Consider the following 14503-nt stretch of genomic DNA (forward strand, 5'->3'; position numbering starts at 1 on the left):
GCGGTCAGATCGTCCTTTCTCCCGCCTCGGCTATCCTGTATCCCCCGATCACTAGCCACTCCGCGCCGGCTCGCCGTGAAGCTTGCGCCGACGGGCCGGCGCTCGCGCACGCACGAAGACCAACAATCGATGTCCAGGCGCACCGATCTGCAGAGCATCCTCATCGTGGGCTCCGGGCGCATCGTCATCGGCCAGGCGGACGAGTTCGACTACAGCGGTAAGCAGGCGGTGCGGGTGCTGCCCGAAAAGGCTGCCGCGTGGTGCTGGCTAACAGCCAGCCGCGATGATACCTTTGCGGCACTTCGTTCACTTGTAACGGAACCGGTGCGGAATGATGTTGAGCTTGCGCCCGGCTCCCCGTCATTAGACGATCGCCCGCAGATGTCATCAAAGCGAAAGATGCGCCGCCGCAGCCAGGCGGCAGCGCAGGCGCTGGAGATTGTCTACGGACCCATGGACCTGTCGTGGCATTCGCGGCTCTCCCCGGAAACACGTGAGGCAATGCCAGGGCTGCACGCGCTGCTGCACGATGATCCGCGGGCGGCGGTAACGGAACTGCGTGCGTGGATCGAACGCGAGCCGCTGCCCATGTTCTTCAACTGGCTGAGTGGCGCGTATAGCGCGCTGGGAGACGTCCCTAGCGTCGAGGATACCGTCCGCGAGAACTACCGGCGGAATCCGCAGTACCTGTTCGCACGCGTCAACTACGCCGAGCTGTGCCTTCGCGACGGCGATTTGGACGGCGCGCTCGAAGCACTCGGTGGCGGGCTCGACATTCGTGCCCTGCTTGGCGGCAGAAAGCGCGTTCACGTTTCGGAGCTCACGGCGTACTTCTACGCGGTCGGGCTCTATCACATCAAGGCCGGAGATCCCGCTGCCGCGGAGCACGTCTACGGGATACTGAAGAACGTTGCTCCCGACGAGCCTCCCACCGAGGAGCTGAGGCGAAGGCTGCATCCGCGCCTGCGGGACCTCCTGGTCACGTGGCGGCGTCGGCGGTAGGGCCTGCGCGCCCCGTGGTGTCGTCCGGGTCTTCCCATTTTCCTGGAGCGCCGGAACGTTCCGGACCGCCGCGCGCCGCGGTGATTCCCGCCCCGACCGACAGTTTGTCCCGCACCCCGCGCCGGCGCCTGCGCAAAGAGGGCTGAGCGCGTGATCCTGGCCGACAGCAACCCGGTCCGGATCATGGCCAATCCCGACTGGGAGCGCGGCTACGGCTCGGATTGATACGCGAACCCCGGGTACACGAACGCGGGCGCGATCACGTCGCAGTCGCGCTCGCTGCCGCCGTGGCGCCGCACCTCGGTGCGCCAGAAGCGAGCGACGACCTTCTTCATCTCGTCCCCGATCCGGTTCGCCTCGTCCGGGTTCAGGCCGAACCGGGGCGATTGCGAGATCAGGTTTTCGCGGCTCGCAAGGCGGCCCAGGCGGCCGCACTCCATCGCCAGCCTGCGCTCCTCCGTGCCCTGCCGCGAGTTGGGCGTCAGGTCGTACGCCGGGGCGAGCCGCCAATCCCGGCCGGGAGCGATCAGCGCGTGATTGCGCGGATGGTCGTCCACGTTGCAGATCAGCGCGTTGAACACCATGCGTCGGAACAGCTCAGCCCTGTCGTCCCGCGGCCGGGCGGACCACCGCCGCAGCTCGTCGGCCAGCAGCACGTACGACCAGTTGCGGCGATCCGTCGGTGCATCTTCCGCATTGAGCACCGTCAGCGCGCTCGCCATCCGGTAGCGCAGGTATCCGGTCCATGCGCCGCCCTCGTTCACCGCCTCGCGGTCGAAGCGCTTGACCAGCAGCACGGACTCGGCGCCAACCTGCTCCACGCGCGTTGCCGGCACGCGGATGCCGCAGCGGCTCGCCAGGCTCAGCATCGCCGATTCGACCGGGGCGTTGTTCCACCGGTCGCCGCGCTGCGGGAACTTGGCGATCCAGAGCCCGTCGTCATCCTCCACCACGTTCTTGGGACGCGCGCCGCCCAGCGAGCTTCCCGGATCCAGCAGATCCAGGATCTGCGCCGGCACGGGTTCACCCGGACGGTCGTCCTCCAGCAGCGCGGCGGCGTGCCGCAGCTCCTGCAGCCGCACCACGCGGTTGTACTCCCGGACAGGCGCCGGCGGAACGGGCCCGCGTCCGAACGACAGCGCGCCGGCGCGGTCCTGCGGCGATTCCAGCAGGAAGTCCACCTCGTCCAGCGGCCGTCCGGCGATCCGCTCGATGACGCGCCGCCCCCACGCATCGGGCGATGCGTCGCGCAGGGCGCCGAACACCCCGTCCAGCCGCGCGGTCTCGTAGACCGCCGGCGCGAGAGGAAGGTGGATGGGGTCCAGCGGCACGGCGTCCGGGCGCTCGCGATAGCTGCGGCCGTACACGAACCGGCCCACGACTCCGCCGTCACGCGTGCGCGCTCGCCCAAAGCGGCCGCACACCACCGGCTGGAGCGTGCCCGGCAGCTGGATGTAGACGAAGCACTCGCTGCGCGGCGGCATCAGAAGTCGTCGTCCAGGGTGGACGACGGGCGTGCCCGGCTGGGGAGCCGCGCGGCTTCCAGGGTGAGCCCTTCGGCGTCCCTGTCCGGCGCCGCGAGCTGCACCACGTCCTGATGGAGGCCGAGCGCCCACAGCACGGCCACGTAAGCACCGAACCCGGTCCCCAGCTTTCCCTGTTCGATGCCGACGAGCGTCGCGCGCGTGATGCCGGCTTTCTCCGCCAGGTCCTGCTGCCGCCAGCCCCTGCGCAACCGGGCGATGGCGATCTGCCGGCCCACCTGCGCGACCGACTGCTCTACCGCGGCGGGAGCCGCGTGGGCGTAGGTGATCTGCTTCTTCTGACGCGGCATCTTATTCTCCCGGTCATGGTTGAACAAGATGGTATGCGCAACAAGGTTTTATGTCAATTATAATCGACTTTCACCGAGGCCGGCATTGGGCGCACGGGCAACCGACGGTAGTAATAGGTGCCCAAGCGAATAACCTGCGGAAGCCTCCTCATCCTGGGCTTTGGGCCCATCGTCATCGGCCACGCGGACGAGTTCGACTACAGCGGCACGCAGGCTGTCTGTGCCCTCCGCGCGAAGAGGGTGCCGCGTGATCCTGGCCAACAGCAACCCGGCCACGATCATGACGGTGTCAGCGACGGCCGCCGTTCCGGCATCCATCCCACGGCTGCGGCGCGGCTTGAAGCTGCCGCGAGAAGGCAACCGGGTCCACCGGCGACGGGCTCTTCCGCAGGGTGCGCACATCGTCTCGCAGCTTCCGGCCGACCCTGGCCGGGTCGTCGCCTGCCCGCAATGGTGCGGAAAGCACGAACACCACGTCGTCTACGGCCGCCGTCAGGTACATCACGCCCGTGACCGACTGCCCCATCACGTTCAGCGGCGTGGGCGTATCGTAGCCCCACAGCATGGCCGGGATGCCCGTCCCAAGGTCGAGGGGCGCGCCCGTGGGCCGGAACCCGGTCCAGCCGTGCTGCCGCGCGGTCCACTCGGCCTCCCACTCCATGTGACGGCGCAGCAGCTCTTCGCCGCGCGCGGCGGGCGCTCCGATGAGCTCCGCGGACGCCGTCGTGGTTTCAACCAGGACCTCGTCCAGGTCAAAGACGGTCTGGTCCTGCAGCGGAAGCTGCACCACGTGCTCTCCGCGCAGCAACACGGTAAAGGTGGTGCGGCCGTGGTTCTCAATGAGGAGAAAGCCGCAGCCAACGAAGACGGAAGCACTCGGCGGACCCGCCGTGTCGCCCGGCGCGGCGGCGAAGGGCCCGGACGGCGGGGTCGCGGGCTCCGCGACATCGGCGCGAGCCTGCGTCTCGGCGCAGGCCGGGAGCGCCGCAAGGGCGACGGCGAGCAACAGAACCCAAACCCCCTGTCCGCGCCACCAGATCATGATGAAGCCCCACAATTACAAGGTGATGATGCGACAGGCCGGAGGGAGATTCGATGTACCGGCCAGCGGTGCGGCCGGGCGCAAGGTTGGCACCACGGAAAACGCCTTGTAGGAATGGAACCTAAACCCTTTCCTAACTGGTGTTACGTAATTTTTCCTGTGCTGGGTGTGCGTCACCCTTTGGGGCGCAGGGGGGGCAGCAAGTGCGGCACGGTAGCCCCGGACTGGAGAGCCTGAGTTCCTGCGCGTAAGCATGGAGTCGCGTGCTCCTCGATCCGGGCCGGTTCGGCCGGCATCCCTCGCCAGCTGTCAGGCGGTGGAAACCCGTCCGCGAAACGGGTGGCGGAGCTGGGGCGCCGATCGAACGGTAGCCGCGGGCTCTCCCGGGGGAGTATCTTCCGGCTTCGCCACTTTTGAGGAGGAACACCGGTGCACACTGCCGCTCGACTTTTCCGGGGCGCCGTCATGGCGCTCTTCGCGCTTCCCCTGGCGGCGCAGCAGCCGCCCGGGCTGGACGTGCCCTTCGTCGTGACGCCGCCCGAGGTGGTCGCGCAGATGCTCGCGCTCGTGAACCCCACCCGCGACGACGTGCTGTACGACCTGGGCTCCGGGGATGGGCGCATCGTGATCGAGGCGGCGCGGCGCTTCGGCGCGCGGGGGGTGGGGGTGGACATCGACCCGGTGCGGGTGGAGGAAGCCACCGCCAATGCCCGCAGGCGCGGGGTGCAGGACCGCGTGCGCTTTCGCCGGCAGGATCTGTTCGAAACCGACCTTCGCACGGCGAGCATCGTCACCCTGTACCTCTTCCAAAACCTCAACCTGGAGCTCCGGCCCAGGCTGTTCCAGCAGCTGCGCCCCGGCACCCGGGTGGTGTCGCACGCCTTCCACATGGGTGACTGGCAGCCGGACACCACCGTCCGAGTGAGGGTGAACCAGGGCACCGGCTGGGCGACGGTGTACGCCTGGACCATCCCGGCACAGGTGGCGGGGCGGTGGACGCTCACCACCCCCGAGGGACGCCGGGTCGCGCTGCAGCTCCGGCAGCAGTTCCAGCGCTTCACCGGGCCGGGAGTGAGCGGACGGCTGGTGGGGGAGCGGATCGACCTTACCCTGACGGAACGGGTGAACGGCAGGCCGGTGACCCGCCGCTTCTCCGGCCGCGTCACCGGCGACGGGATGAGCGGGACGGTCGCCGGTGGGGGAGCGTGGAGGGCCGTGAAGGTACCGCCTGGCGCTCCGCGGTGAGCGAAGAACCCACGAGCTGGCGCGAAGTCACTCTGTGAACAATCCGCGAGGGCCCGACAACCGTAGGCCGACTGGCAAGTGAATCACGGGCACTGCATCGCATCCTTCCGCGCCGACTCGCCGGATCGCGGACGGGCCGGCGCTCGCGCAACCCACTGTAGCGATGATGCCCAGCCGCACCGTACTGCGGAGCATCCTCATCTTGGACTCCCGGGCCCGTCGTCATTCGCCAAGGCGGCCGAGTTAGACTACAGCGGCACACAGGCCGTGCACGCCCTTCGCGAAGATGGGTACTGCGTGATCCTGGGCAACAGCAACGCGCGGGAAGGGCTCAGAGCCGGGTTCGACCTTCGTCCCCTCCTCGGCGGCCGGAAGCGCACCGGGCCGACGCTCGCGCGCGTGCCGCCGATGTACCCTGCGGTTCGAACAGAACGTCGCCGATCTCTCCGCCTCTCCTGCGCCCCTGTGGTTTGTGGATGAAGGAACGTGTAGACGACCCCCGTACTTGTCCGGCACCCATCAAGGACATTACCCTCCGGAGTGCACCTAACAAATTAGTATAACTTGAGTGCGTAGGATGCGTGGGGAAATGCTTCGGCAAGGTCACAAACCGGCCACCATTATTGAAAAAGGGGAAGGGCTAAGCGATGAACACGAACCGGAAGAAGTTGCGCCTGAACATCGAGGCGCTGAAGGTGGAGGTCTTCGCCACACAGGACAGCACGGTAGGGCGGGGGACGGTATACGGACGCGTGGCGGCGGCAACCAACGATGGCACGTGCGACGGCGGCAGTTGTAGCGGAATGCATGTCTGTCTCGGCGAGGTTACCGGTCCGTGCTACTGCTGACGCTGGAGGTCGGGCTTCGCACGCAGTAGGGGCGATTCAGGAGTGGCGAGCCGGATACCTTCGTGCGGGTGAGGGTGAACCAGGGCACTGGCTGGGCGACGGTGTACGCCTGGACCATCCCGGCACAGGTGGCTGGGACGTGGACGCTCACCACCCCGGAGGGACGCCGGGTCACGCTGCAGCTCCGGCAGCAGTTCCAGCGCTTCACCGGGCCGGGGGGAGTGAGCGGACGACTGGTGGGGGACCGGATCGACCTCACCCTGACGGAACGGGTGAACGGGAGGCCGGTGACCCGCCGCTTCTCCGGCCAGGTCACCGGCGACGGGATGAGCGGCACCGTCGCCGGTGGGGGAGCGTGGAGGGCCGTGAAGGTACCGCCTGGCGCTCCGCGGTGAGTGAAGAACCCACGGCAGGCGCGAAGTCACTCCGGGAGCAAATCCGCGAGGGCCCGACAGCTACAGGACTGACAAGTGAACCACGGGCACTGCATCGCATCCTTCGCCGGCTCGCCGCATCGCCGACGGGCCGGTGCTTGCGGGTCTTTGCGTCCAGGCACAGCACCGTGGGGGTGACGGCCGTGACGTGGGCGCCGCCGAGCGCCCGCGCCCCCGTCTCGGCGTCGGGGCATTCGATGAGGACGGCGGGCTGCGAGCGTCAGGTTGTGCGCACCATCCACACGTGAACCGTTCCGGATCGTAGACCTTCGCCCGCGGCTGATGGGTGCCGTCGTCCCGGTGACCAGGATCGCGCAGCGCCTGGATCGTCTCCCGATCCATTCGGTCCACCGCGGGTCCGCGGATCGATGCGGATCATCGCAGATAGCCCAGGACGCGCAGAAAGTACGTCCCCGCAGCGGCTTCCGAAGCGAAGGTCCGGCGGCCGGAGACGATGCCGCGCTCCTGGTGATAGACGTCGTGCCCGGAGCCCGTGTCGACGCAATACCACCCGTCCTGGGTGCGGCTTTTCCACTGCACGTCGCCGATGTCCCGTGTCAGGCCGCGGATCGTCTGCCCGAACCCGGGGACCCGCTCCCACAACTCCTCGAAGCGCGAGGCATCGCCGTCCAGGTGCTCCGCGATCGCGCTCTGGAGGTATTTCTCCAGGTCAGTCGTTTCCATGTGGATGGGGCTGGTCGGGGCAGATCGGGAGCATGACGGGAGCGCCGGACGTCAGACGGGCAGGCGCTCGCGCACGCACGCCCGACTGTAGCGATAGATGCCCAAGCGCACCGACCTGCAGAGCATCCTCATCCTGGGGCTCCGGGCCCATCGTCATTGGCCAGACGGCCGAGTTCGATTACAGCGGCACGTAGGCGGTGCGGGCGTTGCGCGAGGAGCGGTATCGCGTGGTCCTGGTCAACAGCAACCCGGCCACGTTCATGACGGACCCGACTTGGCCGACGCCACATACGTCATGTCCGTCGGCTGGTAAACGCCCCGGCTCAACTCTCCGCGAGGAGCTTGCGCAGCTTGGCCGCGAGCCGCTGCAGCCGCTCCGCACGCTTCTCCAGCGCAGACGCGATCTGCGCAACCGACTCCGGCGAAGGATTCCGCAGGCCCGAGAGCCACGATTCGAGCGTCGCGCGGCCAAGCTCCGCATCCTTGGCTACCAAGGTGCGGGGCAGTTCACTTTCGTGCAGGACCTCGGCAACTCCCTTCCGCAGCTTCTCCGGCTGAGCCATGCGCCTCGCTTCCGATGAAGACGAATCTGTTGACACTGCGATGCAATCAGATTAGTCTACATGCAGGTGATGAACATGCGACATCACTGCCTCGTGACAGCGGAATCCAGCATTGTAGGTGTGCGGTGTCGGCGGCGCAAACCGAACGGAGGAGCGATATGCGAACCGAAGCTGTGAACGGCACCTTTACCTCGCCGGGGCGACTTCTCGAAATGCTGACGGATCGCTTCGGGGCGTTCGAGGCAATCGCCATGGCATCGATCAAGCTCGCGCGCCACGTGCCGGAGGACGAGCTATCGATGGACCTGCTCGTGGCGGAAGCCGTCCTCGAGTTCGGTGATGATCTCCGGCACGCGTCAGAGTCGGTGGCGAAGTGGGTGGGCGGGGGAGGGGCTCAGCGGGCCTAAAGCCGGTTTCTGAGAGGTGCGGGGTGGGAGCGGTGCACGGCTGACGCAGTAGAGTAGCCGGGAAGGGGCACTTCCCGGCTATGTTCAGCCACCGATGTGGCTCCGCCTCGGCAGCGGCGTCGGCAGGCTATGGCAACTGGACCGCATGAGTGTCTTCTTGAAATCCCGCACTACGGTAGTCAATCAACCAGGATCGAATTCTTCAAGAGATCGGTAACATCCCACGCAAAATGTTGATCGTAGGCGGCCCGACTGACAAATTGTTCGATCTGATCTTCCCACGATATGTAAGTACTCCGGAGAACGGAATCGCGTGTCATTACCCATAACGGGTAGAGTTGTCCGGCGACGTCGGCGTATCCGGCCGGTTGCGACAAAAGCCATGCAGGCAAACCCTCGGCCTCTGCAATCCGCTCACGCAACGAACTCTTGATCTGGTTCTGCTCAAAATCAGGTGGGGCTGTTAATGCTACCCAATGACGTGTCAGCCCGAACTCGAGGTTTGTCGGCTCCTCACCGAGTGCATCCGTCAGCACTGCGCTCCAAACCGTGTCATTTACTACGAGAGACGCCAACGGGTTGATTTCCTCACGTCTTTCAAAAGCACGGGATATAACCGCGGCAAGGCCGAGTTCCCAGGCTCGCCGGGGTGATCTGCTAATGCGTTCCCTCCAGATGGCGCTTTGGGCAGCTCCCTCCACGAGGTCGGATTCACCTCCGAGCATTGACAGGGAGAGTATCCGGTCCAATGGACTACGCGATTCGGCAGCTCTCCGAACAATGAGCGGGCGGAGCCGGTGAAGAATGCCATTCAAATAAGCTGGTTTGCGACCACCGATCGAACTAAGCAGCAAATACGCGTGGGCCATCACAAGTGAGCTCCGCTCGTGCATTAGGAGCTTCTCAATCTGTTCTTCATCAAATCGTTGTACCAACTCGTATTCAAGGTCAGTGTCGCCTACCGCCCGCTGAATCCTGCGAACGCGATGTAGTAGATTGACGATAGACGTCAGGTGGTTGGCATTACGGATTTGATTCGCTGATGCACGAATGGAGCGAACTAGCCACTCGGCTGAGTCACTAAAAGTAGGCTCACCGATTAGCATAGAGGTCCCTAAATCCACTAGGTGGTAAAGGTCTGAATCGAAGCCCGCAACCTCGCGTGCTAAGTCAATATATCTCGCGCTCGGGAAGTCCAAACCGGCCTGCTTCACAGTCCAGAACCACTGAGCAAGTAGGCTCGCGTTCGACTCCACCTCAATCATCGTTTCCATTTCTGATCCAAGTACACTTATCAGCTTAGAGGCAAACGAACGGCTGGCTCTAACATCGATTTTTGCGAGAACGCGTGCAAATAGCAAACAGTTCCATGGCTCATCATTGTAATATAACCTGTCACTTAAATGCTCTTCGTTTACGAGGTCGCCGGCAATGCTGACAGCCTTGACTCGCGACACTGAATACAAACCCATCAAGAAGTGTCCGATGCGCCCGAGATTTGCTTCCTCACGCGGGCGCCGCAACACTGAAAGGCGATTGACTGTGCGACTCGCAATTACCATTGCTGGTTTCGGGTCCACAGCTGCGGCAACTTGGAGAAATTGTCCGACCTCAACCAAATCTTCTTGGTCATCACCGGAATCAAAAGGAATTATTCGCTCCGATATCCCAGACAGGGCGGTTTCAGCCAGATTGGGATCGAGCCGGGCGGTTGCCAGCAATCCGTGAGCAAGTTGCACTAAGCTATCTGCAGATGAGACTCGCGTAAGGATCTCGGATTCCATGGATTCTCGGCTGGACCGTCCCATTAACCTGGCGAGGCTATCTGCACTGATCGGGATATTTAAGAACGCTGATGTTGCAAAAGCAATGGTACTCAGGCTGGAGGTGTCGTTCCAAGCCTCCGCAAATTCTGTGATAAGTAACTGGTCCTCAAGCATCCTGGTTACTAGATGGGCGCGATGCTCCGGACTACTAGTTACAAGTAATCCGCGGATCAGTTGAACCAGCCGACGGAGGTCGTAAGTTGCTCCGAGTATGAGATAGTGCGAATATGCTAAGTGCTCAACCGTCCATTCCGACAATTCCGGCGAGACGGCATGAATATTCATGAGCGTCACACCTACGCGATCTATATCTCGCAACTCGCTCTGCAGACTCTTCACTAATTCTGTCCGATTGATTGCCCCTGCTATATCGCGCCCAAAACGCGGACTGATTGCCTTAGAAAGGCTCCGCAGCGTTGAGCCAAGCGATCTGTGACGTTTAACACCTCCAAGCAATGTTTCAATATGCGGTCGCACATCATAGGCGATTTGAACTCCGATGCGGCGGTTCGCCCTAGATAACGCATAAAGATAGTTCGTGAGGTGGTCCAACTGAGACTCTTGGGTTAGAAGCCGACGGAGCACTCCTCGATGCCCTGTCCACAGATCCAAAATGATCCCGGATGCTTCTCGCACGGCTAACTTGCGGTAGAGCAACAGCATCTCACGCAAATCACCAAAGTCTCGCGCGGTGATCACAGCAGCAATCATCTTCTCACTTGGTACCTCTCGTGACAGGTAATCTCTGCTGGCACCTCTATCTACGTAGCGGATCGCATCGCAAAAGCGTAACCAGAGAAGCAGTTTCTGCGGGTAGCTTTCAAGGCTCCGCCCCTTGAGTTCCAAAAGCCCTTCCTCATAAAAGTCATCAAATAGCTCGCGTGCAACCTTTGGAGATACCCTAGTAAGGGCTTGGAGATATGATCCAATCGTGTCCAATCGCGGGGAGCGAAGCCGACAGATGTCTCCTAAGAAATGAACGGTGACATCATCATCGAGGAACCTGCCAATTCGGCGTGTAAGTCCAGGGCGAATATCTGCCAGAGATGTAAAGAAACGTCCAACATCCTGCAGCTCAGATGACCGCTCCGGAACAAGAAACGTCTTCCAGAATTGCTCGTTGGGGCTATTCCCCTTGTGCATCAGAGCACTGACTAACTGGCGTGCCAGTTTGCGTGAGACGCGGCGAATGCCAACGAGCACATCAACGACACCACGAAGGGGAATGGCATGCTTCAAACTGTGGAGATGATCCGCAATGTCCATTAGATTGGCTTCGATGAAACGCTGTAGACTGCGTTTACGTCCGCGTCCTCGCCGAGCCGTGCGGCTGAAGCGATCAATTAGATCCGGAAATCGTTCGGGTTCACGTCTATAGGCAATATCCAAAATATCTTCGGTTTTCTTTCCGTATATTTGTGCAATCTGCATGAATAGCTCTAGACTCACAGGCCGGTAATACCCTGATGCGGGAGCGCTGCCCGATTCGACATCAATGGGTTCGATGACTCCAGCCTGAAGAAGTAAGCTCGCCGATTCTCCCCACAGATGTGAAACCGGAAGCCCAGTTGCACCAAGAACGAAAAGAGGAGCGAAATCATTGTCAAATTTGGCTCGGGTTATATGAGCGGGAAGGGCATCAAGCACCCACCGAATCAGGAGTTCGGATGTTGATACAGCGAGGATGTTGTTCGGATTAAGAGTCCATTTTCCTGAGGCAACCGTACGCGCAATGATCAGAGCATGGCCAGGTATACCATTCGAAAGTCGGTACAACGTCTCATTACCAATTTGAAGATCAATCTCGCGACCTGGACTAAACCGATAGTTATTCATGAATTGACCGAATTCTGCTTCTGAAAGGGGTGCCAATCTCACAGTAGCGTAGTCGTCTAAAACTCCACCGGATTCACGGACGCTACCCGCTTGCGTAGGTGTGAAGGAGAGGCTGGAACTAACAACGACCCATGCACGGCTACGGTCGATACCCATGAATAGCTGGAGAATCCGATCGACCGCGTCTGGGGCGAGTTGCTGGTCATCAATGATGAACAAGCCATCCATTCCCAAACGCCCCTGCACGAAGTCGTGCTCCGTTACTAGGTCACCGATTGAATCAACAGATAAGGAGTAGATCTGCTGTTCTGGATAGTGTGACAAGTATTGAAATGCCAACCACCGGCATAACGAACTCTTGCCGGTGCCTAAGGGGCCAGTGATCACTAGGCGCTGACGCGTTCTAAGTAGCTCCCAAGCCTGATCGAATTCAGGTCGATGAAGGTAGTCCGCCGCACTGAAATCTTGTGCAATCAACTTGCTGACGAGCAGATTACCCATTCCAGAGCCGGTTTGCTGAAGCAGCGCGTCACCCCGGATCCATTTGCCAGAATGTTCAAGTCTCTCACCCTGAATAAAATCAAAGGGGTGTAACAGAACCTCACGATATTGGAGTGAACCGTGCCCTGAATGCTGTTGTACGAGTGTTAATAGATCCTGAAGGGGATCATTTTTCTGGATTTGTGGACGCTTGAAGTAAGACTTAAGAGTCTCACGAACGAGTAGACGCATGAGCTCGTCTGGCGGTAAAGAAAGCACGCGCACTCTCTGTAATACATCAACGGGAGCTACCTGAGTCCATCTCTCAGCGAAGGATCCTTCACTCGAAAGATTATGTGGAAAAACTCGCGCTAGATCAACCGCCCACCAGTTCTCAGGGGCTATATTCCTCAGCGACGGGGGGGTCAGTCTATCGGAGATTCCGCGTGCTAAATCGCCCACCGTTAGAATGGTAGCGAACGCATCAGGAGTGAATTGTAATCTGTCCACCAATGTTTCACCCGGGATACCGGCAGCTAACACGCGCTGAAGCTTTTCAAAATCAAACTTTGTAGGTTCAGGGCTAACGTAAACGATCTCTCGTACGTGGGCGCCCTCCACCGGTTCAAAGAAAAGAGTTGCGATTGGCCATTCCACCGCGGGACCAGGTTCCAACGTTAAGCGAGTGCTTGCAGCCGCCCGTAGCCGTTCTAGGAGATAGAAGACGAGTGCAATCGTAGGACGGTCATCGCTGGGCTGCACAGAGCGTAGCCAGCGCCGTGCCCGTTCTTCGCCGCTCGTAACGAGAGTGCGGAAGGCGGCCTCGATTGCTCCCTGCAAGAGGGACTCGTCATTCACAAATTGCGCAATCTCCAATCGAAGAAAAGGACGAGAGGTAAACACGCTTATCCGTCGGCGCAGCACCCGTATAAGCGCGCTACGCTCCGCAATGATGATGTCAGTCAAGGAGAACATGAACCCAAAAGCTGCAAGCTCACCAACTGATCGACTCAGTGACCGAGAGACAGGGTAAAATTCACCAGGTCCGAGCACCAGTTCTTCGAAACCCGTTATACGGTTGTTCTCGTCCATTACTTGGACAAATGTCTGAACACCGTCCGGAGAGAAAATCGGATAAGAAAATCCGCTAGGAATGCCGGTCGGGTTTGCAACCCCAATGGTGATCATTCGAGCAGGGAGGATAGGTACTTCAGACATATTGATGGCGTGCTAGATATTCATGGACTCGATCGAAAAGCAGAAGCGTAGACTCACGAGGGTTGACGTGGAACATTGGATAAGTAAGCAGATCCGCATCCCACCGCTGAAGAGCACCGTCTAACGCGGGGTTGTGATCAACAATCACAGATGGAACGACCATCGCCTTCACGACTGTAGAATCTAGAATCAGTGGTGCGTTCGTCTGGACTTCAATCGAGCTCCGGCGATCATCAAAACTAGTCCCAACCTGTGTCATGAATCAGTGAGTGGTAGCTGTGCGCCTCCAGTTCGAAGGGAGGCATCGAGACGATCTGAGGAGTGCCTGAGAAGTATAGCTCATTCGACCCAAAGAAGCGGTTGACCAGACGCGCGGGCATGTCCAAAGAAGGGTCCAGTTCAAAGTTCTCGCAGGAATGTCCATTCATGTGGCGGTCGAACATACCCCGGTAATAAGCACCGCTGTCAAACGGAAGGATGCGCTCAATACTAGTCAAACAATCTGGCTCCAGAACCAGACAAACTGGATGTAGCCTAAGCTGTGAACTGGCCTCGTGGCCGTGGTCTACACGGAATGCTGGCCTTCCGTAGAAAAAGAAAAGAAGCGGCTTTCCACCATAGTCGTCGGCTGCACTCGGAATCAATCTGTCCTTGTCGACTAACTCACGAAAAATTTGCACGCGACATGAATGCATTAATGGCATCCGCGGCTTTGCCTCCGCAGCACCTTTTATATATGCGTTGAATGTGCCGGCCATCGTTTCGCTAGAGTCAAGAGATCATTTCACTCGTCATGAGCCCAGATGAAGAATCTGATTCCCTGAGCGTTCAGATGCAAGGGCGAAAATCGCTTCCTGATTCTATCCCGATTATCTCAACTCGAAACGAACGATCGACGGCACGGCTGGATCTGAAGCCTTTCATCTTTCCTCCCGCCGCTGCTCATCCTATATTCCCGCCCCGACCGACAGCCTGATCGGCACTCCGCGCCGGCTCGCCGCGAAACTTGCGCGGACGGGCCGGCGCTCGCGCACGCAGACGCCACACTGTAGCGATAGATGCCCAAGCGCACCGACCTGCAGAG

11 protein-coding genes and 1 pseudogene are annotated in these 14503 nt (G+C 60.8%); 5 read left to right on the forward strand and 7 right to left on the reverse strand.

The window, feature by feature from the left end:
- Nucleotides 1-75 precede the first annotated feature (75 nt).
- Entirely contained in the window at nt 76-1002 is a 927-nt protein-coding gene (locus VGC13_RS30005) for a hypothetical protein (RefSeq protein WP_331129027.1), read from the forward strand.
- 209 nt (nt 1003-1211) lie between these two features.
- Here VGC13_RS30005 and VGC13_RS30010 read toward each other — a convergent pair whose 3' ends face one another.
- The 3 genes from VGC13_RS30010 to VGC13_RS30020 all read right to left on the reverse strand — a co-directional run bounded on the left by VGC13_RS30010 (nt 1212) and on the right by VGC13_RS30020 (nt 3842).
- Complete coding sequence (locus VGC13_RS30010) at nt 1212-2486, reverse strand: type II toxin-antitoxin system HipA family toxin (protein ID WP_331129028.1); 1275 nt, start codon at nt 2484-2486, stop codon at nt 1212-1214.
- Nucleotides 2486-2836 carry a helix-turn-helix transcriptional regulator gene (locus VGC13_RS30015; protein ID WP_331129029.1) on the reverse strand — a complete coding sequence of 117 codons (351 nt, stop codon included), beginning with the start codon at nt 2834-2836 and terminating at the stop codon, nt 2486-2488. The genes VGC13_RS30010 and VGC13_RS30015 overlap by 1 nt, the downstream gene beginning before the upstream one ends.
- A 289-nt stretch (nt 2837-3125) precedes the next feature.
- The gene (locus VGC13_RS30020; RefSeq protein WP_331129030.1) at nt 3126-3842 is read right to left on the reverse strand and encodes a hypothetical protein; all 717 of its coding nucleotides are present in this window, start codon (nt 3840-3842) and stop codon (nt 3126-3128) included.
- A 465-nt stretch (nt 3843-4307) separates the two neighbouring features.
- Between VGC13_RS30020 and VGC13_RS30025 the strand changes: the two genes are divergently transcribed.
- Together VGC13_RS30025 and VGC13_RS30030 are read left to right on the forward strand one after the other, a co-directional pair.
- The gene (locus VGC13_RS30025; protein WP_331129031.1) at nt 4308-5123 is read left to right on the forward strand and encodes a class I SAM-dependent methyltransferase; all 816 of its coding nucleotides are present in this window, start codon (nt 4308-4310) and stop codon (nt 5121-5123) included.
- Nucleotides 5124-6045: 922 nt separating this feature from the next.
- Complete coding sequence (locus VGC13_RS30030; protein WP_331129032.1) at nt 6046-6366, forward strand: hypothetical protein; 321 nt, start codon at nt 6046-6048, stop codon at nt 6364-6366.
- 414 nt (nt 6367-6780) lie between these two features.
- Here VGC13_RS30030 and VGC13_RS30035 read toward each other — a convergent pair whose 3' ends face one another.
- Nucleotides 6781-7089, reverse strand: coding sequence for a hypothetical protein (locus VGC13_RS30035; RefSeq protein ID WP_331129033.1), 309 nt, complete (start codon nt 7087-7089; stop codon nt 6781-6783).
- Nucleotides 7090-7186: 97 nt separating this feature from the next.
- On the opposite strand from VGC13_RS30035, the pseudogene VGC13_RS33565 reads away from it, so the two are divergent.
- Nucleotides 7187-7399 (forward strand): annotated as a pseudogene (locus tag VGC13_RS33565) (hypothetical protein); the annotation flags it as partial.
- 13 nt (nt 7400-7412) lie between these two features.
- Here the strand turns inward: VGC13_RS33565 and VGC13_RS30040 are convergent.
- A complete protein-coding gene (locus tag VGC13_RS30040) occupies nt 7413-7652 on the reverse strand; it encodes a helix-turn-helix domain-containing protein (protein WP_331129034.1) in 240 nt (79 codons plus the stop codon).
- A gap of 158 nt (nt 7653-7810) precedes the next feature.
- Between VGC13_RS30040 and VGC13_RS30045 the strand changes: the two genes are divergently transcribed.
- Nucleotides 7811-8059 (forward strand): hypothetical protein, encoded by a 249-nt coding sequence (locus VGC13_RS30045; protein WP_331129035.1) that lies wholly within the window; start codon nt 7811-7813, stop codon nt 8057-8059.
- Nucleotides 8060-8238: 179 nt separating this feature from the next.
- On the opposite strand, the gene VGC13_RS30050 is transcribed toward VGC13_RS30045, so the two are convergent.
- Both VGC13_RS30050 and VGC13_RS30055 read right to left on the reverse strand, forming a co-directional pair.
- Entirely contained in the window at nt 8239-13389 is a 5151-nt protein-coding gene (locus VGC13_RS30050) for a hypothetical protein (protein WP_331129036.1), read from the reverse strand.
- Nucleotides 13390-13658: 269 nt separating this feature from the next.
- A complete protein-coding gene (locus VGC13_RS30055) occupies nt 13659-14177 on the reverse strand; it encodes a hypothetical protein (RefSeq protein WP_331129037.1) in 519 nt (172 codons plus the stop codon).
- Between the last annotated feature and the right edge of the window lie 326 nt (nt 14178-14503).

It is taken from the genome of Longimicrobium sp. (assembly GCF_036399255.1).
In the GTDB taxonomy this organism is placed as follows: Bacteria; Gemmatimonadota; Gemmatimonadetes; order Longimicrobiales; family Longimicrobiaceae; genus Longimicrobium.